The 25,448-nt window shown below is 66.5% G+C and carries 24 protein-coding genes; 3 read left to right on the top strand and 21 right to left on the bottom strand.

Annotated features, from left to right (window positions below):
- Positions 1 to 59: 59 nt before the first annotated feature.
- Complete coding sequence (locus ABIA30_RS03415; protein WP_370063291.1) at positions 60 to 1,364, bottom strand: MFS transporter; 1,305 nt, start codon at positions 1,362 to 1,364, stop codon at positions 60 to 62.
- Positions 1,365 to 1,463: 99 nt separating this feature from the next.
- On the opposite strand from ABIA30_RS03415, the gene ABIA30_RS03410 reads away from it, so the two are divergent.
- Positions 1,464 to 2,678 carry a serine hydrolase domain-containing protein gene (locus ABIA30_RS03410; protein ID WP_370062065.1) on the top strand — a complete coding sequence of 405 codons (1,215 nt, stop codon included), beginning with the start codon at positions 1,464 to 1,466 and terminating at the stop codon, positions 2,676 to 2,678.
- A 365-nt stretch (positions 2,679 to 3,043) separates the two neighbouring features.
- Here the strand turns inward: ABIA30_RS03410 and ABIA30_RS03405 are convergent, their stop codons facing one another.
- On the bottom strand, positions 3,044 to 4,714 hold the full coding sequence (locus ABIA30_RS03405; RefSeq protein WP_370062063.1) for a sulfatase-like hydrolase/transferase: 1,671 nt from the start codon (positions 4,712 to 4,714) through the stop codon (positions 3,044 to 3,046).
- A gap of 91 nt (positions 4,715 to 4,805) precedes the next feature.
- Here ABIA30_RS03405 and ABIA30_RS03400 point away from each other — a divergent pair, with 91 nt between their 5' ends.
- The gene (locus tag ABIA30_RS03400; RefSeq protein WP_370062061.1) at positions 4,806 to 6,023 is read left to right on the top strand and encodes an FAD-dependent monooxygenase; all 1,218 of its coding nucleotides are present in this window, start codon (positions 4,806 to 4,808) and stop codon (positions 6,021 to 6,023) included.
- Here ABIA30_RS03400 and ABIA30_RS03395 read toward each other — a convergent pair.
- The 11 genes from ABIA30_RS03395 to ABIA30_RS03345 form a co-directional block, all read right to left on the bottom strand.
- Positions 6,010 to 8,724, bottom strand: a complete 2,715-nt coding sequence (locus ABIA30_RS03395) for a fumarate reductase/succinate dehydrogenase flavoprotein subunit (protein WP_370063289.1) — start codon at positions 8,722 to 8,724, stop codon at positions 6,010 to 6,012. The genes ABIA30_RS03400 and ABIA30_RS03395 overlap by 14 nt on opposite strands.
- A gap of 5 nt (positions 8,725 to 8,729) precedes the next feature.
- On the bottom strand, positions 8,730 to 9,473 hold the full coding sequence (locus tag ABIA30_RS03390; protein ID WP_370062059.1) for an ABC transporter ATP-binding protein: 744 nt from the start codon (positions 9,471 to 9,473) through the stop codon (positions 8,730 to 8,732).
- Positions 9,470 to 10,333: an ABC transporter permease gene (locus ABIA30_RS03385; RefSeq protein WP_370062057.1), complete on the bottom strand. Its 864-nt coding sequence runs from the start codon at positions 10,331 to 10,333 to the stop codon at positions 9,470 to 9,472. The genes ABIA30_RS03390 and ABIA30_RS03385 overlap by 4 nt, the downstream gene beginning before the upstream one ends.
- Positions 10,330 to 11,751, bottom strand: a complete 1,422-nt coding sequence (locus ABIA30_RS03380; RefSeq protein ID WP_370062055.1) for an ABC transporter substrate-binding protein — start codon at positions 11,749 to 11,751, stop codon at positions 10,330 to 10,332. The genes ABIA30_RS03385 and ABIA30_RS03380 overlap by 4 nt, the downstream gene beginning before the upstream one ends.
- Positions 11,752 to 11,758: 7 nt before the next feature.
- The gene (locus ABIA30_RS03375) at positions 11,759 to 11,989 is read right to left on the bottom strand and encodes a ferredoxin family protein (RefSeq protein ID WP_370062053.1); all 231 of its coding nucleotides are present in this window, start codon (positions 11,987 to 11,989) and stop codon (positions 11,759 to 11,761) included.
- Entirely contained in the window at positions 11,986 to 12,726 is a 741-nt protein-coding gene (locus ABIA30_RS03370; protein ID WP_370062051.1) for a GntR family transcriptional regulator, read from the bottom strand. The genes ABIA30_RS03375 and ABIA30_RS03370 overlap by 4 nt, the downstream gene beginning before the upstream one ends.
- Positions 12,727 to 12,980: 254 nt before the next feature.
- Positions 12,981 to 15,230: a molybdopterin-dependent oxidoreductase gene (locus ABIA30_RS03365; RefSeq protein ID WP_370062049.1), complete on the bottom strand. Its 2,250-nt coding sequence runs from the start codon at positions 15,228 to 15,230 to the stop codon at positions 12,981 to 12,983.
- A gap of 186 nt (positions 15,231 to 15,416) precedes the next feature.
- Positions 15,417 to 15,956, bottom strand: coding sequence for a hypothetical protein (locus ABIA30_RS03360; RefSeq protein ID WP_370062047.1), 540 nt, complete (start codon positions 15,954 to 15,956; stop codon positions 15,417 to 15,419).
- Between the two features lie 18 nt (positions 15,957 to 15,974).
- Positions 15,975 to 16,472, bottom strand: a complete 498-nt coding sequence (gene nusB / locus ABIA30_RS03355) for a transcription antitermination factor NusB (RefSeq protein WP_370062045.1) — start codon at positions 16,470 to 16,472, stop codon at positions 15,975 to 15,977.
- An 84-nt stretch (positions 16,473 to 16,556) separates the two neighbouring features.
- Positions 16,557 to 17,120 carry an elongation factor P gene (gene efp / locus ABIA30_RS03350; protein ID WP_370062043.1) on the bottom strand — a complete coding sequence of 188 codons (564 nt, stop codon included), beginning with the start codon at positions 17,118 to 17,120 and terminating at the stop codon, positions 16,557 to 16,559.
- 29 nt (positions 17,121 to 17,149) lie between these two features.
- Positions 17,150 to 18,253 carry a M24 family metallopeptidase gene (locus ABIA30_RS03345; RefSeq protein ID WP_370062041.1) on the bottom strand — a complete coding sequence of 368 codons (1,104 nt, stop codon included), beginning with the start codon at positions 18,251 to 18,253 and terminating at the stop codon, positions 17,150 to 17,152.
- A 33-nt stretch (positions 18,254 to 18,286) separates the two neighbouring features.
- On the opposite strand from ABIA30_RS03345, the gene ABIA30_RS03340 reads away from it, so the two are divergent.
- The gene (locus ABIA30_RS03340; RefSeq protein WP_370062039.1) at positions 18,287 to 18,832 is read left to right on the top strand and encodes a B-4DMT family transporter; all 546 of its coding nucleotides are present in this window, start codon (positions 18,287 to 18,289) and stop codon (positions 18,830 to 18,832) included.
- A gap of 63 nt (positions 18,833 to 18,895) precedes the next feature.
- On the opposite strand, the gene aroB is transcribed toward ABIA30_RS03340, so the two are convergent.
- From aroB to ruvX, 8 genes are all read right to left on the bottom strand, one after another.
- On the bottom strand, positions 18,896 to 19,984 hold the full coding sequence (gene aroB, locus ABIA30_RS03335) for a 3-dehydroquinate synthase (protein WP_370062037.1): 1,089 nt from the start codon (positions 19,982 to 19,984) through the stop codon (positions 18,896 to 18,898).
- Positions 19,981 to 20,640: a shikimate kinase gene (locus tag ABIA30_RS03330; RefSeq protein WP_370062035.1), complete on the bottom strand. Its 660-nt coding sequence runs from the start codon at positions 20,638 to 20,640 to the stop codon at positions 19,981 to 19,983. The genes aroB and ABIA30_RS03330 overlap by 4 nt, the downstream gene beginning before the upstream one ends.
- Positions 20,641 to 20,644: 4 nt before the next feature.
- The gene (aroC, locus tag ABIA30_RS03325; protein ID WP_370062033.1) at positions 20,645 to 21,838 is read right to left on the bottom strand and encodes a chorismate synthase; all 1,194 of its coding nucleotides are present in this window, start codon (positions 21,836 to 21,838) and stop codon (positions 20,645 to 20,647) included.
- 42 nt (positions 21,839 to 21,880) lie between these two features.
- On the bottom strand, positions 21,881 to 22,375 hold the full coding sequence (locus ABIA30_RS03320; protein WP_370062031.1) for an N-acetyltransferase family protein: 495 nt from the start codon (positions 22,373 to 22,375) through the stop codon (positions 21,881 to 21,883).
- Between the two features lie 13 nt (positions 22,376 to 22,388).
- Positions 22,389 to 22,811, bottom strand: coding sequence for a prepilin peptidase (locus tag ABIA30_RS03315; RefSeq protein ID WP_370062029.1), 423 nt, complete (start codon positions 22,809 to 22,811; stop codon positions 22,389 to 22,391).
- Between the two features lie 80 nt (positions 22,812 to 22,891).
- Positions 22,892 to 23,668: a shikimate dehydrogenase gene (locus ABIA30_RS03310; RefSeq protein WP_370062027.1), complete on the bottom strand. Its 777-nt coding sequence runs from the start codon at positions 23,666 to 23,668 to the stop codon at positions 22,892 to 22,894.
- A complete protein-coding gene (gene mltG, locus ABIA30_RS03305; RefSeq protein ID WP_370062025.1) occupies positions 23,665 to 24,948 on the bottom strand; it encodes an endolytic transglycosylase MltG in 1,284 nt (427 codons plus the stop codon). Before mltG ends, ABIA30_RS03310 begins: the two co-directional genes overlap by 4 nt.
- Positions 24,945 to 25,433, bottom strand: a complete 489-nt coding sequence (gene ruvX, locus ABIA30_RS03300) for a Holliday junction resolvase RuvX (protein WP_370062023.1) — start codon at positions 25,431 to 25,433, stop codon at positions 24,945 to 24,947. The genes mltG and ruvX overlap by 4 nt, the downstream gene beginning before the upstream one ends.
- Positions 25,434 to 25,448: the final 15 nt, after the last annotated feature.

Below are 25,448 nucleotides of genomic sequence, written 5' to 3'. Positions count from 1 at the left end.
GACCTCCTTCTCCGCCTCTCTGGACGGATCGTTAAAGGACGTCTAACTAGCCGCGTAGCTTAGCAGGCCGCCACGGCGTCGCCGTCCGCCATGCCATCTTGCACGTCCTCTAGTTCGGCGCCGCGGGTTTCGGGCAGCACCACGGTGCACACGATGCTGACCAGCACGAAGACTGCGATCATCAGGCCGACCGCCCAGCTGCCGAGGGCGCTGACCAGCGGTCCGGCCACCAGCGGCGGGAGGGCGCCGCCGACGATTCCGGCGAGGTTGAACGCCAGGCCGGCGCCGGTGTAGCGATAGCGAGTGGCGAAGGTCTCCGGCAGAAACGCCCCGATCGGCCCGTAAGCCAGCCCGAAGATCGCGAAGATACCGGTGATCGCGACTGCGAAAGCCACCGGTGAGCCCGAGTCGATGAGCGGCATGATCAGAAACGCCCACGGCAGCGCCAGACCGAACCCCACCAGAATGATGCGGCGGCGGCCGTAGCGGTCGCACAGCACCGCAGAGATCGCCGAGAACACCATCAGGGTCACCCCGGCCAACACTCCGACGGCGAGTATCAGGCTGCGCGGGTGGTGGATCTGGGTGCTGGCGTAACTCATCAGGTATGTCCCGCCGAGGAAGCTCATGGTGAAAATGCCGACCATGCATCCGGCACCCAGCAGCACCTGCCGGGTCTGTAGCCGCATCAGCGCCGACAGCGGCGCCCGCGGTACCGCGCCCCGCTTCTGCTCGGCGACGAACACCGGCGTCTCGTCGATGCTCAGCCGCACGTACAGCGCAACGATCAGCAGCACAGCGCTGAACAGGAACGGCAAGCGCCAGCCCCACGACAGGAACGCCGGGCTCTTTTCTCCGATGGTCACGTTGGCGATGAGCACGACCAGGTTGCTCACGGCCAGGCCGGCGCCGGCACCGAGTTGGGTGAACATGCCATAGGTTCCGCGTTTGTCGGCCGGGGCGTATTCCGCGGACAGCAGCGCCGACCCGGCCCATTCGCCACCGACCGCGAATCCCTGCAGCAGCCGCAGCGCGAGCAGGATGATCGGTGCGGCGATGCCGATGGTCGCCGAGCTGGGCACCAGGCCGACGCCGACGGTGGACAGTCCCATTATCAGCAGCGTGGCAACCAGAGTTTTCTTGCGGCCCAATCGATCTCCGAAGTGCCCGAACACCGCGGCACCGATCGGGCGCGACAGGAACGCCACCGCGAACGTGGACAGCGACGAGATCGTCGCCATGGTCGGGCTCAGGTGCGGGAAGAACACGTGCGGGAAGATCAGCGCGGCGGCGGTGCCGTAGATGTAGAAGTCGTAGAACTCGATCGCGGTGCCGATGAAGCTGGCGAACGCCACCTTGTTCATGGCCTGCCCACGCGTGGCGCCGGTTGCTGTTGTACTGCTCACCTCTGGCCTTTCTCGGTGCCCACTAAGTGTCCGATGACGCAGGCTAACGTGGCTGAGGTGAATCTTGACGCGAACACCGAATCGGTCAACGCTGCGATCGATGCCGGGCTGTTGGCCGGCGCGGTCACTCTGGTGTGGCAGGACGGCCAGGTGCTGCAGGCGGGCGCCCTCGGGCACCGTGACGTCGATGCCAGGCTGCCGATGGAGCGCGACACCGTGTTCCGCATCGCGTCGATGTCCAAGCCGATCACCGTCGCCGCGGCCATGACGCTGGTCGACGAGGGCCGCCTGGCGCTCAGCGACCCCATCTCCCAGTGGGTGCCCGAATTGGCCAACCCACGGGTGATGACGAGCCTCACCGGCTCGCTGGAGCAGACGGTACCGGTGCGTCGTCCGATCACCATCGACGATCTGATGACCCACCGCAGCGGGCTGGCCTACGGCTTCTCTGTGCCGCCACCACTGAGCCGTGCCTACACCAAGATTCAGACACTGCAGGATCCTGACCGGTGGCTGGCCGCTCTGGGTGAGTTGCCGCTCGCGCATCAGCCCGGCGAACAATTGACCTACAGCCAGTCCACCGACGTCCTGGGGTTCATCCTGTCCCGCATCGAGGGCAAACCGCTGCCAGAGGTATTGGCGGAGCGCATCTTCGGCCCGCTGGGCATGGTCGACACCGGCTTCGCGGTGACCGCCTCGGGCCGCAGGCGGGCAGCGACCATGTATCAGCTGGTCCCGGCGGGAGACGGCGTCACTCTGCAACCCGGATCGCTTGGGCCGCCGCAAGTGGTGCTGCCGACCTTCAGCGCCGGTGGCGGTGGGCTCTGGTCCACCGCCGACGACTATCTGGCGTTCGCCCGAATGCTGTTGGGTGACGGCGAAGTTGACGGTATACGGGTGCTGTCCAAAGAATCGGCGCGGGTGATGCGCACCGATCGGTTGACCGCCGAACAAAAGAGCCAGCAGTTCCTGGGTGCGCCGTTCTGGATCGGCCGTGGGTTCGGCCTGAACCTGTCGGTGGTGACCGACGACGCCAAATCCCGTCCGTTCTACGGCCCCGGTGGGATCGGCACTTTCAGCTGGCCGGGCGCATACGGCACCTGGTGGCAGGCCGACCCGAGTGCCAACCTGATCGTCATCTATTTGATCCAGAACCAGCCCGAATTGAACGTCGATGCCGCCGCGGCAGTGGCCGGCAATACGTCGTTGGCGAAATTGCGTTCGGCACAGCCGAAATTCGTCAAACGCACGTATCAGGCATTGGGTCTGTAAAAGGGTCGAGTTTCGGTATTTTCGGGAATTTTTCTATTCCCGAAAAAATTGACGGGTGCGCGTAACATCTGACGCGTCGGGCTCCGCCCCGCTGCTCGACACAGGAGGTTTCGATGCGAAAAGTAATTTTTCTCGCTGCGGCAGCGGCGCTCCTGACCGGCCAATCCGGACTGGCAGCGACCGCCCAAGCGGCCCAGACTCCCGGTGACACAACGACTTACAGTCCAACCCAGTCGGCCATCGTGCAGCCGCTGGACTGCCACGGCACCACAGGCAACATGGGCTGCGGCCCCGGATGGATCTGGAATGGCAACAAGTGCGTGCCCTGCTGATCCGCTCCGACGCCTGATCGGCGGCCCGGCCCGCTAGCCCGCCCGCGCCGCCGCCAGTCGTTGCATATCGGCCATGCCCTGCTCCTGCGCGTCCTGCAGGAATGTCGGCAGCGGCGCCTGTAGTTCGGGCAGCACGTCATGGTCGAGCAAGGCCTCCAGGTCGGCCTGCTTCGCGCTTCGGCCGACCTGATTGTCGAGTTCCTGTATGCCAGAGGGTGTTTGGTAGTCGTACAGTTCCTGGTCGATGCGCCGGGTGGTGTCGATCTGCATGCCGCCGGGCTTCCAGTACGAGTACCTGGCCAGCTTGGCATCGGCGGTGCGCACCGCGACGATGTGGTTGGGCGCCGAGGTCGGGATGTCGGTGGGAATCGACTCACCTTTGAAGATCGACTGTGCCAGAGGTGATTTCAGCAGCGTCACCATCTCTTCCACCGACATGTCGTCGGTGGCGTGGGCTACCCAGCGCCGCCCGACGGTTCCGGGATCGGAGGCCACTGCCGCGATGTCCGCCCGGTCACTCAGATAGGCATACCGGGATTCGGCGCGCCAGCCGGTGCCACCGGTGCCGAGCGTGAGCAGCAGCGGAGCCAGATCCACACTCGAGGTCAGCTGGGTACGGGCACTACCCGGCTTCGGCGTCAGTCGGCCCGACGGATCATGGACGTACAACGGAACGCGGATCGATTCCTCGTAGACCGCCGCGCCCTTGCCCCGCAAGCCGTGCGAGCCGGCGTACTCACCGTGATCTGAGGTGAAGATGACGACGGTATCGCGCTCGATGTCGGGGCGTGAGGCCACCGTGTCGAGCACCCGGCCGATTTGCACATCCACCTGTTGTTGCAGCCACAGGTACATGTCCAGACAGCGGGCCCACTGCGCGGACCACTGCGGACCCGAGTACGGCACCGCACCGGTCATCAACGGCGACATGAAATTCATGTAGTCGATCTGCAGCTGCGGCTTGCCGCGTCGACGCATGTCGTCGGGACCCTCGAAGTTGACCGGCGGCGCGCTGAAGACGTGCGGAACATCGTCGGGCAGTGGATTTCTCGGCCACCAGCAGATGTCGTGCGGATTGACCAGCGACACCGTGGTGCACCACGGTCCGCTGCCGGCGTGGTCGGCGAACCAGCCGTCGAACTGGTCCACAATGGTGTGGTCCACCTTGAGCCCCTGGTTGGGTGCGCCATTGGGAGACGGATACGTGCCGCCGGAAAAGCCGTGGGCGTCCAGACCGTCCGGCGTGTTGTCCCCTTCGTGACCCAGGTGCCATTTGCCCCACCACCAGGTGCGGTAGCCCTGCTCACGCAGCATGGTGCCCCAGGTCGGAAAGCGTGGCGCCAGCGTGGATTCGGTGGGACCCTCGCCGGTGTACAGGCAACCGGTCTGGTGCGAATACAGACCGGTGGTCAGCACACCGCGCGAGGGTGTGCACATGTTGGACGCGGTGTAGTGTGATTCGAAGGACACACTGCGCTGCCGTAGCCGATCCAAATTGGGCAACAGCTCGCCGAGTTGTTTGGCCCCGGGGAACCACTGTGGACTTCGCATCTGGTCGACGATGATCACCAGGATGTTGGGCTTGCCCGCCCCGTCACGGGAGTGGGGTTGGCCCAGGAACTGGTAACCACCTATACCGGCAGCCGCTGCGCCTGCGGCTACTGCACTGCCCTTGAGAACCGTCCGCCTATCGATGTCCGCCATGAACCCAGACTAAAAGCGAATCGGTGGGGCCGTGTCGGAAATCTGCGGTCGGAAGGCGCCGAGCGATAAGGCTGGCATACCCTTTCTGGTCATGACGCAGCCGACTGTCCTCGTCAGCGGCGCCGGCGTCGCCGGACCCGCATTGGCCTACTGGCTGACCCGCAATGGATATCACGTGGTGGTGGTCGAAGCCTCACCGGACATCCGGACCGGTGGGCAGACCGTTGACCTGCGCGGCGCGGGCCGTGACGTGGTGGCCAGGATGAACCTGCTGCAGGCGATGACCGAGCGCTCACTGTTTCAGCGCGGGGTGGCCTGGGTCCGGTCCAATGGGACCAGGCGAGCCGAAATGCCGGTCGAAGCGTTCGACGGTAACGGGATCGTGTCCAAGCTCGAGATCCTGCGCGGTGATCTGGCCGACGTGCTCTTCCAGTCCACCCGCGACGCGACCGAATACCTCTTCGACACAAAGATTTCCGCACTCGATCCACACGACGACCACGTCGAGGCCACCTTGACCGACGGCCGCGTCCTGCGGGTCGATCTGGTGGTCGGCGCGGATGGCCCGCACTCGGCGGTCAGGCGGCTGGTCTTCGGCCCCGAGGAACAATTCATCCGTCCCTTGGGCGGATACCATGCGTGGTTCACCACGCCGGACACCGTCGGCGTCGACGGCTGGTATCTGATGTACCAGGCGGCCGGTGGGCTCAACGCCTCACTGCGGCCATCCCATGATGCGTCAACAGCCAAGGCGGGCTTGGCTTTCCGATCAGAGCCCATCGAATACGACCGCCGGGACCTTGACCAGCAACGGGCGTTGCTGGCAGAACGCTTTCACGGTGCCGGCTGGCACTGCGACGAATTGCTGGACGGCGCCAAGCAAGCCGACGACTTCTACTTCGACGCCTTCGCCCAGGTGCACATGGACACCTGGTCCAAGGGCCGGGTGACGCTGTGCGGCGACGCCGGTTACTGCGCGTCGCCGTTGTCCGGCATGGGTACCAGCCTGGCGCTCGTCGGCGCCTACGTATTGGCCGGCGAACTCGGGCCGGCAGCGTCGATGGATGCGGCCCGAATCGACGGCGCATTGCGCCGATACGAGTCGGTCTTGCGCCCCTACGTCACCCGATGCCAAGACCTACCCGCCGGCCTGGATGGCTACGCACCGATGTCCGAACGCGACATCGCCACGACGGCCAGCGCGATGAAGTGGGTACAGCGCTGGCCCCTGCGCCGGTATGCGACACGGAAATGGTTCGCCACCGCGCAATCCATCGACCTGCCCGAGTATCGATTCACCCCCGAGTAGCGAGCGCGTGGCGCGCGTAGGCGCGGACGTCGGCGTCTCCGTCCTCCAGCGCGATCCCGAGTGCCTCACGCGCCGACTGCTCCGATTCCGCCCACCGGGTCAGGCTCAGCACCGCAGCCTTGCGCACGTCCAGATGCGGATCTCCGAGCGCGTGCGACAGCGGCTCCACCGCCAGCTCGGGCGAGGCACCGGACAACGCACGCACCGCACCCTGGCGGAGCTGCCACGCCGATTCCCTCAGCGCCCGTTGCACTTCCGGAACGTCCTGCGCGGCGCAACCGACCGCGGCCAACGCGGCCAGCGCCGCCGCCCGCACCAGCGGGTCGCGGTCACCGAGCAGCCGCCGTACGGTCGGTATGCCCGATCGCAGGGTGGCCAGCCCGTTGCTCGCCGCGATTCGCACCTCGCGGTTGTCATCTGAGGCGGCCGCGGCCACCCCGTCGGCGTCGTCGACAGACACCAGCGCGCGCACCCCTTCGATGCGTACCCGGTGATCCAGATCATCGAGCGCCGCACGGTAGATCGCGGCAGACCCGACGCGCCGCGAACTCAGCACGTACAGCGTCACCGCCCGTACCACCGGATCTGCCGATTCGGCATAGGGTACAGCCGCGGCCGGATCGGGCAGCACCTCGACCAACTCACGCAAGGCGTCGGCCGCTTCCGATCGGACCGCGCTGTCCTGGTCTCCGAGCGCGGCGACCAGCGCCGGCTGGTAGCCGTCCGGCAGGCTTTCCACCAACGACGCCACCGCGGCACGACGCACCCCGGCATCCGCGTCGCTCAGGTAGGTCGACAGGTCATCGAGCGTGGGTTCCTCCAGTGCGACCACCTGTGCGATACGCGGTGACGGCGCAGTGAACGGCTCGGTCGGCCGTAGCCGCGATCCCGCAGTCACCGGGGCCCGGCCGCCGACCAGGTCGGGTTGGTGCACGTGCGCCACGGCGTCCTCCGACGGCAGGTGGTCCAGCTCTGGCACCGGGACGAAATACGGAGCCACCGGCCGTTTCAGGAACTGCATCTCACCATCGGCGCCCTTGCGCAGGTTCAGGTGGTAGCGCCACTGTTCGTCGTCGCGGTCAGGGAGGTCGGCGCGGTCGTGATAAAGGCCCCAGCGTGATTCGGTGCGGGTCAGTGACGACCGGGCCGCCATCTCGGCGCAGTCTCGGATGAACGAAACCTCGACCGTACGCATCAGCTCATGCGGGGTGCGGGCACCCATCTGCTCTATTTCCTCAGCCATCCGCTCAAACGTGCGCACCGCGATGGACAACTTGGTGGCCGTCTTGGGCGGTGCCACATAGTCATTGACGAATCGGCGCAGCTTGTATTCCACCTGGGGCTGCGGTGGACCATCGGGATGGCGCAGCGGACGGTAGATCAGCTCGTGGGCCTCGGCGATCTGGTCCTGCGGAAGGTCAACCGGCGCCGCGACATCGGCCAGCGTCGAGGACGCATGCTCACCGGCCAAATCGCCATAGACGAATGCCCCGATCATGTAGTTGTGCGGGACGCAGGCCATGTCACCGGCGGCGTACAGGCCGGGCACCGTGGTGCGGGCATGCTCGTCGACCCACACGCCGGATGCGGAATGCCCACTGCACAAACCGATTTCGGATATGTGCATCTCGATGTCGTGGGTGCGGTAGTCGTGGCCGCGGTTGGCGTGGAACGTGCCGCGGGTCGGCCGTTCGGTGGTGTGCAGGATGTTCTCCATCGCGGTGATGGTCTCGTCCGGCAAATGGGTGACCTTCAGATAGATCGGGCCGCGGGCGGATTCGATCTCGCTTTTCACCTCGGCCATCATCTGGCCGGACCAGTAGTCCGAGTCGACAAAGCGCTCCCCCAGCGCGTTGACCTGATATCCACCAAAGGGGTTGGCGACGTAGGCGCATGCGGGCCCGTTGTAGTCCTTGATCAGCGGGTTGACCTGAAAGCACTCGATGCCGGACAGTTCGGCTCCGGCGTGGTAGGCCATCGAATAGCCGTCGCCGGCGTTGCATGGATTCTCGTAGGTGCCGTACAGATAGCCCGATGCCGGCAGACCCAACCGCCCGCTGGCCCCGGTGGCCAGAATCACGGCCTTGGCGGCCACGGTGACGAATTCACCTGTGCGGGTGTTGAAGGCGACCGCGCCCACGGCACGCCGTACAACATTCCCGTCGCTTCGCTCGCCCCGCTCGTCTTGGACCAGCACGCGCACCGGCATCAACCGATTCTCGATCTGCAGCTTCTCGCGGATCGAGCGCTGCCGCATCACCCGGTACAGGGCCTTCTTGACGTCCTTGCCCTCAGGCATCGGCAGCACGTACGAACCCGACCGGTGCACTCGGCGCACCGCGTACTCGCCGTGCTCGTCCTTCTCGAATTTGACCCCGTAACGCTCGAGGCGCTGCACCATGGCGAAGCCACGAGTCGCGGTCTGATAGATGGTGCGCTGGTTGACGATTCCGTCGTTGGCCCGGGTGATCTCGGCGACGTAGTCTTCAGGGGTCGCCTTGCCCGGCACGACAGCGTTGTTGACGCCGTCCATACCCATGGCCAAGGCGCCGGAGTGCCGAACGTGGGCCTTTTCCAGCAGTAAGACCTGCGCGCCGTTCTCGGCAGCGGTGAGCGCCGCCATGGTGCCGGCAGTGCCGCCACCGATGACCAGGACGTCACAGTCCAGGCGGACGGCATCGGTGAGCTCGGGTACCTGCATGGTCGTCATTGGTGAAGTGCTCCAAGGATTTCGGCCCGCAGGTCGGTGCGGGAGGCATCGGTGTCACGGGGATTCGGCACATCCAGCAGGGCACGCAACGGTTGGCCGGCCCGGCCGAGTACGGCCACCCGGTCGCCCAGCACCAACGCCTCGTCGACGTCGTGGGTGACGAACACGACGGTGGTCGGATGGGCCTGCCAGGTCTGGATCAGCAAGCGCTGCATGGCCGTTCGGGTCTTGGCGTCCAGCGCGGCGAACGGCTCGTCCATCATCACCGCCCGCGGCGCACCGGCCAGCCCGCGCGCCAACTGCACGCGCTGGCGCATGCCGCCGGACAGGCTCTTCGGCAGGAAGTCGGCGAATCCGCTCAGCCCCACCTCATCGATCCAGCGGTCGGCCCGCTCGCGTCGCCCGGCGCGCGGATGTCCACGCAGCTGCAAGGCCACTTCGATGTTGGAGCGCACGGTGCGCCACGGCAGTAGCGCACTGTCCTGGAAAACCATGCCACGGTCACGCGAGGTGGTGGTCACCTGCGCACCGTCGGCCAGTACCTGCCCGGCATCCGGAGTGAGCAGTCCGGCCAACGCACGCAGGATCGTCGACTTCCCGCAACCGGACGGGCCGGTCAGCACGAGGATCTCCCCCGGCCGCACCGTCAGGCTCAGACCATCCACCACCGGAACACCGGTGTAGGACAGGCGAACCCGATCAAGTCCCAGCTCCAATCCGGCACTACGCACCGCGGTCATCGCGCGTTCTCCTCACCGCGCGGCAGCCAGCGGGTGGCCCGCCGGCCGATCAACTCCACCGCCCACGAGGTGGTGAAACCCAACACCCCGATGGTGATGATGCCGACGAACACGCTCGGGTAATCGAGCACCGTGTACGCCTGCCAGGTCCGGTAACCGACGCCGAGCCGGCCGGAGATCATCTCCGCGGAGATCACGCAGATCCACGCCACTCCCATCCCGACCGACAATCCACCGAACACGCCGGGCAGCACACCCGGAAAGACCACCTGCCGCAACACATCCCAGCGTCCACCGCCCAGGGTGCGTACCGAGTCCTCCCACAGGGTCGGCAGTGCCCGCACCGCGTGCCGGGTGCTGACCATGATCGGGAAGTAGGCAGCCAAGAAAGTGATGAATACGATGCCGGCCTCGTCGGTCGGAAACAGCAGGATCGCCACCGGAACGATCGCGATCGCCGGGATCGGCCGAGCCAGTTCGATCAGCGGGCCGAAGACGTCGGCAAACAGCCGGGACCGTCCCAGTGCGATGCCGGTGATGATGCCGACCACGGCGGCGATCCCGAATCCGGCGCCGATGCGGATGAGCGACTGGGCAAGATCCAGCCAATACTGCGACGCGCCCAGGCGATGCGCGAAGACCGATGCGATCTGGGTGACCGTGGGCAGGGTGTCGAACCGCAACCAGAACCGGACGTGACCGGCGGTCAGCAACTGCCAAATGCCCACGGCGGCAACGACTGAGGTGGCCTGAATGATTCGACTCCGCCAGTGGGTGCCCGCGCGGCGCGGTGGCTGCACCGCCGCCGGGTCGGGTACCGCCGGCGCGATCGCCGCGCGGGCGTCGTTCACGGTGGTCATACCGCACCTGCCAGGGCCTGCTGATAGCTGACCTCAACTGCCCCGGGGTGCGCCGTCAGGTAACGGCGGGCACCCGCGACGGTGTCGAAGGGCACGAACTCCGCGCCCTGCTGCACCCACACGGATTTGTCTGCCAGCCAACGGGTTCCGAGATCGGCGTCAGGGACATAGGCGGCGTGCACGGTGGCGCCCTTGGCGGTTGCCGCCCGGATCGCTTTGAGTAGGCAGGTCGGGTTGGCCGCGGGTTGGGTGGAATCGGCACCGTTCAGCCACAATTCACTGGCCAGCGCGGGGTTGTCGACGGGAATGTTGCACACCGGATCGGTGCCGTGCAATGGCGACGGATTGCCCGTGCGCGCCACTTCGGTGTTGTAGTTGCGGCCGCGGGCGGACAGTGCGCTGCGCAGCGGCCCGTCCTGAATGAACCCTGACACGTCGAGGTCGGCGAAGTCACCGATCGACTTCAGGTATGGCACATCGCCTTTGAGCGCGTCGACCAGTTCCGGTTTGAGCGTGGTGTCGAACGACGTGCCACCCGGTCCGTTGTACAGGTACACCACCTCGGCCGGCAGCCCGCTGCGGTCTGCGACGATGCGCGCCGCGTCCAGTGGGGATTCGTTCTGAAAATTCGTGGCGTCGAGCTGGGATTGCAGGAACGCGTCGAGCACCTCGGGGTGTGCCGCGGCGTAGGCCCGGCGAACCACCACGCCGTGCAGCGTCGGGTAATTCAGTTCGGCGCCGTCGAAGAGCAGCTTGGCCTTGTTCTGGAAGACCAGTAGCCCCGGCCACGCGACGAATTGTGAAAGTGCCTTGACCTGACCGGATTCCAGTGCTGACGCCCCGACCTGGGGCTGCTGGTTGAGCACCTCGACGCCGGTCTTCGGATCGATCCCGGCCTTCGCCAGTGCCCGGACCAAGGTGCCATGGCCCGCCGAGCCGACGCTGGCCGACACCTTCTGTCCGGCCAGTTCGGTGAGACTCTGGACCGGCGAATCCGGCGATACCACAACCATGTTCAGCGCACCCTTGGGGTTGTACCCGGTGACCGACACCAGCTCGGTCTTGGCCCGCTCGTTGCCCTGGGTCTTGGAGCCGTTGATCAGCAGCGGGTAGTCCCCCATTGACCCGATGTCGATCTTCTCGGCGACCATCTGCGCGGTGATCGGAGCGCCGGTGTCGTAGTCCTGCCATTCGACGTGGTACTTCTTGCCGGTCTTGGCGGTGATGTCGTCCAAGCGGCGTTCCAGGTATCCCTGGGCACGCAACAATGTTCCGGCGGTGACGGTGTTGATCGTCTTGGATTGGTAACCCACGACCACGTTGACGACATTGCTGTCATCGGACTGCGATTCGAACGAGCATCCGGTGGCGGCCAGCAGGACTGCGGCGGCCAGGACAGAGAACCGGGCGGGTTTCATGGCGTTCCTAACGGATGAGATAGGGCATGTTGACGGAGACGGCACCGGTGGGACAGCGGACGGCGCACGGCCCGCAGTACCAGCATTCGTCGACGTGCATGTAGGCCTTGCCGTTCACCGGGTTGATCGCCAGCGAGTCGAGCGGGCAGACATCCACGCACAAGGTGCAGCCCTCGATACACAGCGATTCATCGATCGTGACCGGCACATCGGCGCGTTGGTTGTTGACCAGCGTCATATTTGGTTCCTCAACAGGTTGCCGCGCATGGTGATTCGGTCACCGCGCATTCGGATGTACTCGAGGTCGACGGGTCGTCCGTCGTCGAGTGTGGTGAGCCGCTCCAGCATCAACACCGGCGCTCCGGCGGGCAGCTGCAGGGTGGCGGCCGAATGCGGATCGGCCGACATCGCTTCCAGCGCAATGGTTGCCGATCCCAGCCGGTGGCCGGTCACCTGTTCTATGAGCGCGAAGACGTCGTTGGTCTCCAACGGGTGTTCGAGCACCGCCGCGCCGATGTCCGGCGCCAGGTAGGTCAGGTCGAGGCTCAACGGCAGATCGCCCAGATAGCGCAGCCGTTCGATGAAGACCACGGGCGCACCGGCGTCCAGCTGCAGGCGGCGAGCGACCGCAACCGGCGCCTGCACCGTCATTGCGGCCCGTACCTCGTTGCGGACCTCGCCGTAGTCCTTGAAGGTCTCCTTCAGCCCGACCAGCGCATCGAGCCCGTGGTCGTACTTCCGTTGCGCCACATGAGTGCCGACGCGCGGCCCGCGGTCGATCAGCCCCTCGGCCTTCAGCAGGGCCATGGCCTCGCGCACGGTGTTGCGGGACACCGAGAACTCGGCGATCAGCTCTGCCTCACCGGGCAGCCCGTCGCGGTACGCGCCGTCGCGTATCTGGTGACGCAGCACGTCCGCGACCTGCCGCGCGTGGTCGGCACGCCGGCGCAGCGGGGTCGGTTCCGAGGAGGGCATGCGGTTGACCGTAGGTATCCGCAGGCCTCAGGTCTGCAGGGTCGAATCAACCGAGTGACCGACGGCCGTATTACGCCGCCCTGATACCGCCCTCACCTGTACAAACGAGGTCACCGGCGGCTATTGCGCCACCTCGAAAAGCACCGCGACTTGGAATCTCGATGAATCGAAACTCCCTGCGTGCACGGTGTCACGAGCGTGCGGTGAGATTGCGAAAATTGCGCAATCGGCGATCTGATCGCACATTCGCGGCGTCAGCGGGTCGCACGACTCACTGTCACCGGGATGCCGTTGAGCGCACCGTTGCCGGACGGCTCGTCGAGGAAGTCCGGCAGCGACAGGATGTTGGTGTTCACCCCGGGTGCCGCATTGGCGACACCCAGCCGGGTGCCGGGCTGCCCGTGCCCCCAACCGTGCGGCATCGACACCACACCGGGCTTGATCGCGTCGGTCACCTCGACCGGGACCACGATCTTTCCCGCGCCCGAGGCCACCTCCGCGGTGTCGCCATCGACAATGCCCCGCGACACGGCGTCACAGCTGTGCATCAGCAGGGTGCAGCGATCACGGCCCTTCATCAGCGCGCCGACATTGTGCAGCCAGGAGTTGTTGGACCGTAGGTGCCGACGGCTGACCAGCACCAGTTCCTCGGGCGCGCGATCGAGCCGCGCAGCCAGTCGCGGCAGATCGTCGAGCAGATACTGCGGGGCCACCCGGATCTTCTTGTCGGCGGTACCGAGCACCTCGGGTACGCGCGGCACCATCGGGCCGTAGTTGATGCCGTCCGGGTGCCCTTTTAGCTTTTCCAGGGTCAGGCCGTCGGGATGCTCGCCATACCGGTCGCCGAACGCGGCCGTCCGCAAGGTCAGGTCAAGCATCCGCTCGGGGCCGCCGTGGTCGTAGTGCGTGCGGATCTCGGCACCGTCCAGGCCCTGGGTGAAGCACAGGTAGTCGAACCAGCCGTCGTCGAGCGCGGCGACATCGACGTCCTCGGCCGGGGTGCCGGTGCACAGCCCGGTCAGCCGGATCAAGATTTCCCACTCCTCGGGCGCCTCCGGGTCCTCCCGGAAAAACACCGGCGGCGAATACCGGGCGAAGCTGTTGATCGCGGAGCCCAGCAGCAGGTCCGCCGAGTGCGGCTGCTCGAGCCCCGAGGCACCGGGCAGGATGACATCGGCGTGCCGGGTGGTCTCGTTCAGCCACAGGTCCACCGAGATCATCGCGTCCAACTGCGATAGCGCCTCAGCCAGCTTGTCACCGCCGGGGGTGGACAGCACCGGGTTGCCGGCCACCGTGATCAGGGCCTTGAGCTGGCCCTCGCCGGCAGTGGTGATCTCTTCGAGCATGCACGACACCGGTACCTGGCCGAGCACTTCTTTGGCCCCGCGAACCCGGGTCCGGTAGCGGCCGAAGTTCGGTGCCCCGTCCTCCAGGCCGGGGATCGGCTGGCTGGTTACTGTCCAGGCGGTAGGGGTGGCGAACATCGCGCCGCCCGGGGTATCGAAGTGCCCGGTGACGATGTTGACGACGTCGATCAGCCAGCTGGCCAGGCTGCCGAATTCCTGGTTGCAGGTGCCGATCCGGCCGTAGACGACCGCACGCGGCGTGCCGGCCAGCTCGCGGGCCAGCCCCCGAATCCGCTGTGCGTCGATACCCGTTGCGGCAGAGACTATTTCGGGCGACCAGTCGGCAACCGCTTGCCGCAAGACGGACACCCCGTCGAGGTGTTGCTCCAGCGAGCCGAGGTTGACCAGCCCCTCGTCGAACACCGTGTGGATGACGCCGAGCAGCAGTGCCGCATCGGTGCCCGGCGTGATCGGCAGCCACTCATCGGCTTTGGCTGCGGTTGCGGTACGGACCGGGTCGATGACGATCACCTTGCCGCGCTTACGAATACCGCCGATGATGCCCATCACGTCGGGGGCGGCCAGCAGCGAACCCTGCGACGCCGCGGGATTGGCACCCATCACCACCAACAGATCGGTGCGCTGCAGATCCGGCGTCGGGAAGGCCCACCAGCTGCCGTACATCAGGTGCGACGACAGGTTCTTCGGCCACTGGTCGATGGTGCCCGGCGAATACGTGATCGGCATACCGGACAGGCCGAGCAGGATCGCGGCATATCGCGACAGCGAAAACGAGTGCGCCAGTGGATTTCCGGTGTATGCCGCCACCGCGCCGATGCCGTGCTTCTCGATGACCGGTGCCAGCAGTTCGGAGCAGCGGCGGAACGCGGTGCCCCAGTCGACCTCGTACCACTGGCCGTCGATCTTGATCATCGGCCGGCGGATCCGGTCGGGGTCGTGGTGCAGGGCGCCCAACGACGCACCCTTCGGGCAGATGTGACCCGCGCTCCACCGATCGGACTTGTTCGGCCGAATACTGGCCACCTGGCCACCCGACACCTGAATCTCCAAGCCGCACATCGCTTCACAGAGCATGCAGGCGTGCAGATGCAGGCCGTCCTCGCCGACATCAGCAATTATTCTCGGCTCGGTTCCCATCGGGCGGCCTCCCAAATTCGGGTACGGAATATCGGGCACGGATAACAGCCCACCGTAACGACATTGTGGCGCAGGACACACCGATGAGTCCCGGTGTCCGGGACAGTGATTAATCCCGGCCGAACGCGGTGACACGTGATGAAGCACTCGCTTGGGAGGCCAAACGGATATCGAAGCCGCATTCGGCTAAAGCGCGTGGGACAGCTCCCGGCCGAACTGCAGCAGCCGCTGCATCTGTGCCAGCCCACCGTCGTCGACCGACTTGGTGTAGCGGAACGATTCACAGAAGAAATCGCTGTCTACCACCGACTTCTGCTGGCTCCGGGTGATCAGCTGGGTGTACATCCGCAGCCGCACCTCCGCCAATCTCCGTGTACCGCTTGGCAATACCTCGAACTGCGTGGTCAGGATGTGGTCGGTGATGGTGGACAACAAGATGGTGCGCACCGACGAGTCCAACACCCGCCGCTGTTGCTCGTCCTCACCGGAGACATCATCGTCAGCTCGCCACATGATGAGCCGTTCGCCGTCGGTGAGGACCACCTCCTGCCAGATCGCCTCGCCCCAGGTGTCGTCGTTCACCCCGCGCGACATGATGAACGACTTGATCGCGCCGAACTCGACCACCGACCGCAGCTGTTCCAGGGCCAGCTCCGGATCGCGCAGGTAGACCTTGGCCGCATCGACCACGCTGGAGTAGGGCGCCCAGTCCTGCGGTTCGCTCATCGACCCCGGTCCCGCCTTCTAGTGTTCAGCGGTGTCCGAGGCGGATGCTTGCGCGCTCTGCACAGCTGCAGCGGCGGCCCGGATCTGCGGAGTCACCAGCATCACCTGACCGAGCACACCGTTGACGAAGCCCGGCGAATCATCGGTGGACAGTGACTTGGCCAGCTCGACGGCCTCGTCGACGGCCACCGGCTCCGGGACATCGGTCGCGTGCAGCAGTTCCCAAACCGCCACCCGCAGGATCGCCCGGTCCACCGCGGGCAGCCGCTCCAGCGTCCAGCCCTGCAGGTGCGCCGCAATTAGGTCGTCGATGTGCGCTGTGTGCTCGGTGACGCCGTTGGCCACGGTCAATGTGTACGGGTTCAGCGCCGAGACCTCGGGATCGCCCTGAGACAGCGTGTTACGCAGCGAGGCTGCCTCGGCCGGGGTGATTCCCCGGGCCTCCGCCTCGAAAAGCAGGTCGACGGCACGCTTGCGCGCCTGGTGCCGGCCTTTGTCGGAACGACGATCAGGCATTCCCGTCGCTCCGCTCGCCCAGGTCAGGCATTCCCGTCGCTCCGCTCGCCCAGGTCAGGCATTCCCGTCGCTCCGTCGCCCAGGTCAGGCATTGACGCGACTGATGTAGCTACTGTCGCGGGTGTCCACCTTCAGCTTGTCCCCGGTGTTGATGAACAACGGCACCTGGATCTCGGCGCCGGTCTCCAGGGTGGCCGGCTTGGTGCCGGCGTTGGACCGGTCCCCCTGCAGGCCCGGCTCGGTGTGGGCGACGACGATCTCGATGCTGACCGGCAGCTCGAGGTACAGCGCTGCGCCGTTGTGGAACGCGATCTGCACGCCCAAGTTTTCCAGCAGGAAGCCGGCCGCGTCCCCGACCAGGGCCTCAGTCAGCGGGTGCTGCTCGAAGTCCTCGGAGTCCATGAAGACGAAGTCGCTGCCGTCGCGGTACAGGTAGGTGGCGTCCCGCCGGTCGACAGTCGCGGTCTCCACCTTCACGCCGGCGTTGAAGGTCTTGTCCAGGACCTTGCCCGTCAGCACGTTCTTGAGCTTGGTGCGCACGAAGGCCGGGCCCTTGCCGGGCTTGACGTGCTGGAACTCGACGATCTGCCACAACTGGCCATCGATGTTCAGGACAAGGCCATTCTTGAAGTCGGCGGTCGATGCCACGGTTGGTACTGCTCCTAGTTCTCTGTGCTCTACAGGATCGCCAGTTCTTTGGGGAACCGGGTAAGTAACTCGGGTGTGGGTGTCTTGTCGCTGCCCACGACCAGCGTGTCCTCAATTCGGACGCCGCCTCGGCCAGGGAGGTAGACACCGGGCTCCACGGTGACCACGGAGCCAGCAAGCAGTGTACCGGCGGCAGCGGCACCGATTCCCGGCGCTTCATGGATCTGCAGTCCGACGCCGTGCCCGAGCCCGTGCGAGAAGTTCTCCGCGTACCCCGCATCGGTGATGACCTGCCGCGATGCCGCGTCGATGCTGGCCAGCGGGACGCCCGGCGTCAGCGCCTCCCGCCCGGCCAGCTGCGCCGTCGCGACCAGGCCATAGACGTCACGCTGCCACTGAGCCACCGGCGACAGCACGAAGGTGCGGGTCATGTCCGAGTGATACCCGCCCACCAGCGCACCGAAGTCGATCTTCACGAAATCGCCGGCCGCCAGCACCGCATCGGTGGGCCGATGATGCGGAATCGCCGAATTCGCACCGGTGGCGACGATGGTTTCGAAGGACACCCCGTCGGCGCCGTGATCGAGCATCCGGGCTTCCAGGTCGATGCGCACCTCCTTCTCGGTGCGCCCCGGCCGCAACCCGCCGGCCTCCACCAGATCGACCAGCGCGGCGTCTGCAGCCTCGCAGGCCAGCCGGAGCAGTGCGATCTCGCCGGCGTCCTTCACCTCGCGTAGCGCCTCGACCATGCCGGGGGCTCGCACCAGTTCGGTGTCGGCGCTGATCTTGACCAGCGCCGCGTAGGTGTCAACGGTCATCACGTGGCTCTCGAAACCGAGCCGACGAACACCCGAGCTGACGGCGTCCCGGATCAGGCTGGGCGCGCAGGCCCGCTCGATCACGATCCGGGCATCGGGCACCTGCTCGGCGGCCTGGGTCCGATAGCGCCCATCGGTGGCGAGAACTACGGTCTGCCCGCCGCTGTCCCCCTCACTGGGAATCAACAGTGCCGCGTTCGATCCGGTGAATCCGGACAGGTAGCGCACGTTGACCAGGTCTGTTACCAAGATCGCATCGAGCTCGGCCGCCGCCAGGGCGCGACGCAATCGGTCCCTGCGCTGGGAAATCGTCACGACATGTGACGCTACTCGCTAGGCTGTGCCCCCATGAGTAAGTGGTTGCTGCGCGGAGTCGTCCTGGCGGCGTTGATGGTCATCATTCGATTGCTGCAAGGCGCCATGATCGGGGCATGGGAAAAGCAGGCCCTTTGGATCAGCATCTCGTTGCTGGTGGTGTTCGGCATCGTCACCTTCGTCTGGGGTCTGCTCGACGGACAGAAGGACGCGAAGGCCCAAGCTGACCCCGATCGCCGCGACGACCTGGCGATGGTCTGGCTGCTGGCCGGACTGTTCGCCGGCGTGATCAGCGGGCTGGTGTGCTGGATCATCAGCCAGTTCTACGACGCCATCTACACGGGCGGACTGCTGAGCGAGCTCACCACCTTCGCGGCATTCACCGCACTGATCGCCTTTGTCCTGGGCGTGTGTGGTGTGGCGCTGGGCCGCTGGCTGATCGACCGCAACGCACCGCCGCCCCCCAAACACGACCACGCCGGCGCCCGTGCCGACACCGACGTGTTCGCGGCCGTCGCCGCCCCCGCCGCGCCGGCCGAGGCAACCGAGGCGATCGAAGAAGCCAAGCCCGAGTCCTGAACGGACACCAAAAAAATCGCGGTCGGTATCACCGGCCGCGATTTTTTGTGCGCTGCGTGCGCGTCAGTCCTTGGCGATCTCCGAGTAGGCCGCTGCCAGCAATGACGGATCTGGCCCTTCCAGCCGTCCGGGCTTGGCCAGGCCGTCGAGCACCACGAAACGCAGTACACCCGAGCGGGTCTTCTTGTCACCCGCCATCGACTCCAGCAGCTGACCGAACGCGTCGGCGTCGTAGGTCACCGGAAGTCCGAGCGCGGTGAGCACCCGGCGATGCCGATCGGCGGTGTCGTCGTCGAGGCGGCCGGCAAGGCGGCCCAGTTCAGCGGCGAACACCAGCCCCACCGACACCGCGGCGCCGTGGCGCCACTGGTAGCGCTCGCGGCGCTCGATGGCGTGCGCCAAGGTGTGGCCGTAATTGAGGATCTCGCGCAGCGCCGACTCTTTCTCATCGGCGGCCACCACCTCGGCTTTGACCACGATCGCGCGGCGGATCAGCTCGGGTAGCACGGTCCCGGTCGGGTCCAGCGCAGCCTGCGGATCGGCCTCGATCAGATCCAGGATCACCGGATCGGCGATGAACCCGGCCTTCACGATCTCGGCCATACCAGCGATGATCTCGTTGCGCGGCAACGATTCCAGCGTCGCCAGGTCGACCAGCACCGCCAGCGGCTGATGGAACGCGCCGACCAGGTTCTTACCCGCGTCGGTGTTGATCCCGGTCTTGCCGCCGACGGCGGCGTCGACCATGCCCAGCAGTGTGGTCGGCACGTGCACGATGTCCACGCCGCGCAGCCACGTCGCCGCGGCGAAACCGGCGACATCGGTCGCCGCGCCGCCGCCCAGGCTGACGATGGCGTCCTTGCGGTCGATCCCGATGCGCCCCAACACTTCCCAGATGAAGCCGACGACCGGCAACTCCTTACCGGCCTCGGCGTCCGGGATTTCAACACGGTGCGCGTCGATTCCGCTGTCTGCCAAGTACTTTCGGATGGCTTCAGCGGTCTGGGTGAGAACCGGCTGGTGCAGGATGGCGACCCGGTGCCGACCTTCGAGCACCCGGCCGAGATCGCCGAGCAATCCCGTCCCGATGATCACCGGGTAGGGCCGGTCTACCTCGACGGTGACAGTTACGGGTTCAGCACTTCCAGTCATTGCGAGCCTCCACAAGTTCGGTCATTCAAGCCTCCGGCTCGGCGGGCCAATGCCGCCGGGCTGGGCGGGGCGTCGGTCGTCGGTCCCGGATTCAGGACCGTGGGCAGCCGACGCCACGCGGGGCGACGGCGACGCCGGGGCTGTTCCTCGGTGCGCGGCTGCTCGAGCTTGTGCACGATGTGCCGGACCACGGCGCCAGGGTTGCGCCGATTGGTGTTGACTCGGAAGCTGGCCACCTGCCGGAACAGCGGCGCGCGCTGGGCCATCAACGCGCGGTATTTCGCACCGGGGTCATCGCCGGCCAGCAACGGCCGACCACTACCGGCGGTGCGCCGAATACCCTCTGCCGCACTGATTTCCAGATACACCACGGTGTGACCGGCCAGGGCATCGCGCACCTCTGGGGTGGTCACCGCACCGCCGCCCAGCGACACCACGCCGTCGTGCTCGGCCAGCGCGGCGCGGACGACGTCGGCCTCGATCTTGCGGAACACCGGCTCGCCTTCGGCGAAGATGTCGGCGATGGTGCGTCCAGTGGTCTCCACGATCTTCACATCGGTGTCCAGTAATGGCACCTGCAATGTCTTGGCCAGCCGCCGACCGATCGTCGACTTGCCCGAACCGGGCATTCCGATCAGAACAGCCTTGGGCACCATCGTTTTATCCCGACATCTGCGGTTCGCGTTCACGCACCGCACGCAGGTAGTTCTCCACATTGGTCCGGGTCTCGGTCAGCGAGTCGCCACCGAACTTGGTCAGCGCGGCGCGCGCCAGTACCAGCGCGACCATGGCCTCGACCACCACGCCGGCCGCCGGAACGGCGCACACATCGGAACGTTGGTGGATGGCGACGGCTTCTTCACCGGTGGACATGTCGACGGTGGCCAGGGCACGCGGCACCGTGGAGATGGGCTTCATGGCAGCCCGCACCCGCAGCGCCTGGCCGTTGGTCATGCCACCTTCGAGGCCACCGGCCCGGTTGGTGGACCGGGTGATGCCATCCGGCCCGGGGTAGATCTCGTCGTGGGCGGCACTGCCGCGGCGGCGCGCGGTCTGGAAGCCGTCGCCGATCTCGACGCCCTTGATCGCCTGGATGCCCATGACCGCGGCGGCCAGTTGGCTGTCCAGCCGGTTGTCGCCGCTGGTGAACGACCCCAGGCCGATAGGCAGGCCGGAGACGACCACCTCGACGACACCCCCGAGGGTGTCACCGTCCTTCTTGGCCGCCTCGATCTCGGCGATCATCGCCTCCTCGGCGGCCTTGTCGAAGGCGCGCACCGGGCTGTCGTCGATCGCATCGAGGTCGTGGGGCTGCGGGATCGGTCCGTCATAAGGCGCCGAGGCCCCGATGGAGATGACGTGCGAAACGACCTCGACGCCGAGCGCTTGCTTGAGGAAGGCGCGGGCAATGGTGCCGGCAGCGACGCGGGCCGCGGTCTCGCGGGCGCTGGCGCGTTCCAGCACGGGACGCGCGTCCTCGAAGCCGTACTTGAGCATGCCGGCGTAGTCGGCGTGACCCGGCCGGGGACGGGTCAGCGGCTCATTGCGGGCGACATCGAGCTCGGCTGGGTCCACGGGGTCGGCGGCCATCACGGATTCCCATTTGGGCCATTCCGTGTTGCCGATCTCGATGGCGATCGGGCCGCCGAGAGTCAGGCCGTGCCGGACTCCACCCAACAGGGTGACCTGGTCCTTCTCGAATTTCATCCGAGCGCCGCGGCCGTAACCGAGGCGGCGCCGTTGCAGCTGGGTGGCGATGTCGTCCGACGTGACGGAAAGTCCGGCAACCATGCCTTCGACCATCGCCACCAGGGCGCGGCCGTGGGATTCACCTGCTGTGGTCCATCGCAACACGCGCACCATCTTTCCACGCGGGCCTTGACCTGACGTAATCCGTCAGTCGAGGCTGCGCTGCAGCAGCACGGTGTCGATTTCGCGACCATGCTTGCGACCGACGTTCCGCAGCCGCCCAGCGTCGGTGAAACCCAGCTTGCGGTGCAGTGCGATCGACGACGGATCGCCACTGTCGGCGATCACCGCGATGACCTCTCGGACCTGCCCGGTCGCGCAGGCCTCCAGCAGCGCACCGAGCAGTTCGGTGCCCACACCCTGGCCGGTGGCCCACGGGGCCAGGTAGATCGAGTCCTCGACAGTGCCGCGATAAGCCGGGCGGGGGTTCCAGGGCATGCAGTAGGCATACCCAGCGATCCGTCCGTCGCGCTCGGCCACCAGGAAGGGCAGGCCGGCACCGGCGACCTTGTCGAGGCGCATCTGCCATTCGGCGGCATCCGGCGGATCCAGTTCGAACGACGCCACGGTGCCCACGACATAGTGGGCGTAGATCTCGGCGACGGCGGGCAGATCGGCTGCGGTGGCGAGGCGGGTGCTCATGGTGCAGGCCACGCTACCCAACGGCCAGTGCCACGGCCGACGCGCTCGACAGACACATCGACGGGCCGTGTGGCACCGTCCGTCCGTGCCACAGCAGCAGGGCGACGACCGCATAGGCGGCCGTCAGCAGTGGTGCCCCGAACGCAGCGAGTGCCCACACGTCGGTGCCGAAAGCACCTGTCAGCGCGCCCAATCCGAGTGCCAGCTTGACGTCGCCGCCGCCCATGGACTTCGGATTGATCAGGTACACCGCCAGATAGATCGCGCCGAGCGCCACCGCTCCGATCGCCGCATCCAGGCCACGACCGGTCAGCGAGGCGGCCAGCAGGATCACCCCGGCGCCCGGGAGGGTCAGCCAGTTCGGCAGCCGCCGCTGCCGCAGGTCGTAGCTGCTCAACGCCAGCATCCAGGCGCCAACTGCCAACCCCGCCCCCATGTATTTCAGGCTAAGGCTCGCCGGTGTGAACGGACCGCGGCAAATCACACCGAGCGTGACAGCACATTCACTGTCGCGAACTACAGCGCCGCGGCCATCGCCTGGCGCGGCGCGGGCATCCCGGTGAATTGCTCGACCTGCGAATAAGCCTGGTTCAGCAGCATCTGCAGACCGCTGATCACCTGCCCACCGGCAGCCGATACCGCCTCGGCCAACGGTGTCGGCCACGGGTTGTAGATCGCGTCGAGCAGCACCGCCGCGCCCACGACGCTGTCCGCGATCTCGCCGGCAACCTCGGCCGGCAGCGTATTGACCACGGCGCCAGGGTTGTTCAGCGGCGATCCCAGCGCTGCCCAGCCCACGCGCAACCCCAGCCGCTCCCCCAGCGCCACCAGCGGTGCAGCTTTGTCCGGATTACGGGCGACGATCGTCAGCTCACGAACCCCCAGCGTGGCCAACGCCACCACTGCGGCCGGCGCCGTACCGCCCGAGCCCAGCACGGCGGCCGGGCCGGTGACCGAACCCAGTGCCCCGATCACACCGTCGACATCGGTGTTGTCGGCCCGCCAACCTCCGTCGATACGCACCAGGGTATTTGCCGAGCCGACAAGTTCGGCCCGCTCGGTGCGCTCGGTGGCGAACCGTAACGCGGCGAATTTGCCCGGCATCGTGACCGAGACACCAACCCAGTCCGGGCCCAAACCGGCCACCAGGGAAGGCAATTGGTCCTCAGTGCACTCGATGCGCTCATAGGTCCAGTCGGTCAGTCCGAGGGCCCGATAGGCCGCCAGGTGCAATTGCGGGGAGCGCGAATGCGCGATCGGCGAACCCAGCACCGCAGCTTTGCGCGGCATCATCGGGAGCTGTCGAGCACGCCGTTGTGTTTGGCGAGCTCGATGTTGGCCAGGTGCTGCTGATAGTCGCGGGTGAACAGCGTGGTGCCTTGCTTGTCGATGGTCACGAAGTACAGCCAGTCGCCCGGAGCAGGGTTCAGCGCGGCAGTCAGCGCGGGTTCTCCGGGCGAGCAGATCGGGGTTGCCGGAAGTCCGTCCCGCGCATAGGTGTTCCATGGCGTCACACGGGCGCGGTCGATATCGGTGGTGGCGACCTCTTTGCGATCGAGCGGGTAATTCACCGTCGAATCGAACTGCAACTCCCGGTGATCCGCGGTGGCCAACCGGTTGTCGATAACCCGGGCCACCTTCGCGAAATCCTGTGGCTGGGACTCTTTCTGCGCCAACGAGGCCACCACCAGCACCTGGTACGGGTCCAGTCCGGCACCGCGGGCGGCACCCAACAGGCCCCACTGCTCGTACTGCAGGGCACTGACACCGATCAGGCCCGCCAGGATGGTCTCAGGCGTTCCCGACGGGTCGACGTTCCAGGTGCCCGGGGCGATAAGCCCTTCCAAGCGACGGTGATCGGTGCCCATCGCCTTGACCGCCGGCAACGCCCACCCGGGAATGCCCAGCACGTTCAGATCCAGCGAACCGGCTGCCTGGCGCAGATCACTGGCACCGACACACTTGTTCTTACCGTCGAGATCTACACAGCTGGCCTGCGAAATCAGGCTGAATATCCCCGGGCTGACCTTGTTGGTCTTGACGTCGGTGGTGTCGTCGAGCTGAAGGCCCTCCGGGATGACCAGTCGGCCCACCCGATTGTTCTTGTCGGTCAGGCGTGCGACGGCGTCCGCGGCGGGAATCTCGGTCCGGACCTTGTAGAAGCCGGGCTGGATCTCCGACATGGCCGAATTGCCTTCAGCCGCATCGACGAATGCCTTGACCGTGGCGACCACGTCATGGTCGTGCAACAGCTGGCCGATCGCCGTGGTCGAGTCACCGTTGTGCACCTCGATCACCAAATCGGAGACACCGCCACCGGAGAAATCATTGCCGGGGCCGAAAACCTTGTGCCACAACGTGGATCCGAGGAACACCGCACCGACGACCACCAGAATCAGCACACCGAGTGCGAACCGGCTGAACATCTTCCGCTTCTTTCGGTTGCGCTCGGCGCGCAGCCGTTGGGCGCGGCTCATGCTGCGTCGCGGTGAGCCCACCGACTCTGGCTTGGTACGCGTGGCACCCCAGTCTTCGTCGACGGCGTCGGGGTCGATCTCCTCGCGCCGCGTCACTCGTCGGCCTCGCCGTCGGCCGGCGCCGCCAACGCCGACCGGCGCTGATCCAGCCAGGTCTGCAATATGCCGACGGCTGCAACCTGATCGATCATCTGACGCTGCCCCTTGGCCCGCACCCCGGCCTCACGCAGCGACCGTTGCGCGCTGACCGTGGTGAGCCGTTCATCAGCCATCCGCACCGGGACGGTGGCCAGCCGGGCCGCCAGTGCGTCCGCCAGCTCGACCGCATCCCGTGCCGAGCTACTGGACTTGTCCTTCAACGTGCGGGGCAGTCCGACGATGATCTCGACGGCGTCCTGCTCCCCGACGAGTTTCACCAGTCGGCCCAGATGTTTGTTGGTCTTGTCGCGCCGTACCGTCTCCAGCGGGGTGGCCAGAATGCCGTCCGGGTCGCATACGGCGACACCGATCCGCACCGTTCCGACGTCGATGCCCAGCCGCCGACCACGTCCAGGGTCGTCGACACCCGGGCGATCAGGCATGCGGTCGTCTTCAGG

Source organism: Mycobacterium sp. MAA66 (assembly GCF_041261665.1).
Taxonomy (GTDB): domain Bacteria; phylum Actinomycetota; class Actinomycetes; order Mycobacteriales; family Mycobacteriaceae; genus Mycobacterium.
Note: the sequence above shows the minus strand (reverse complement) of the source record. Positions and strands in the feature narration are given on the sequence as shown.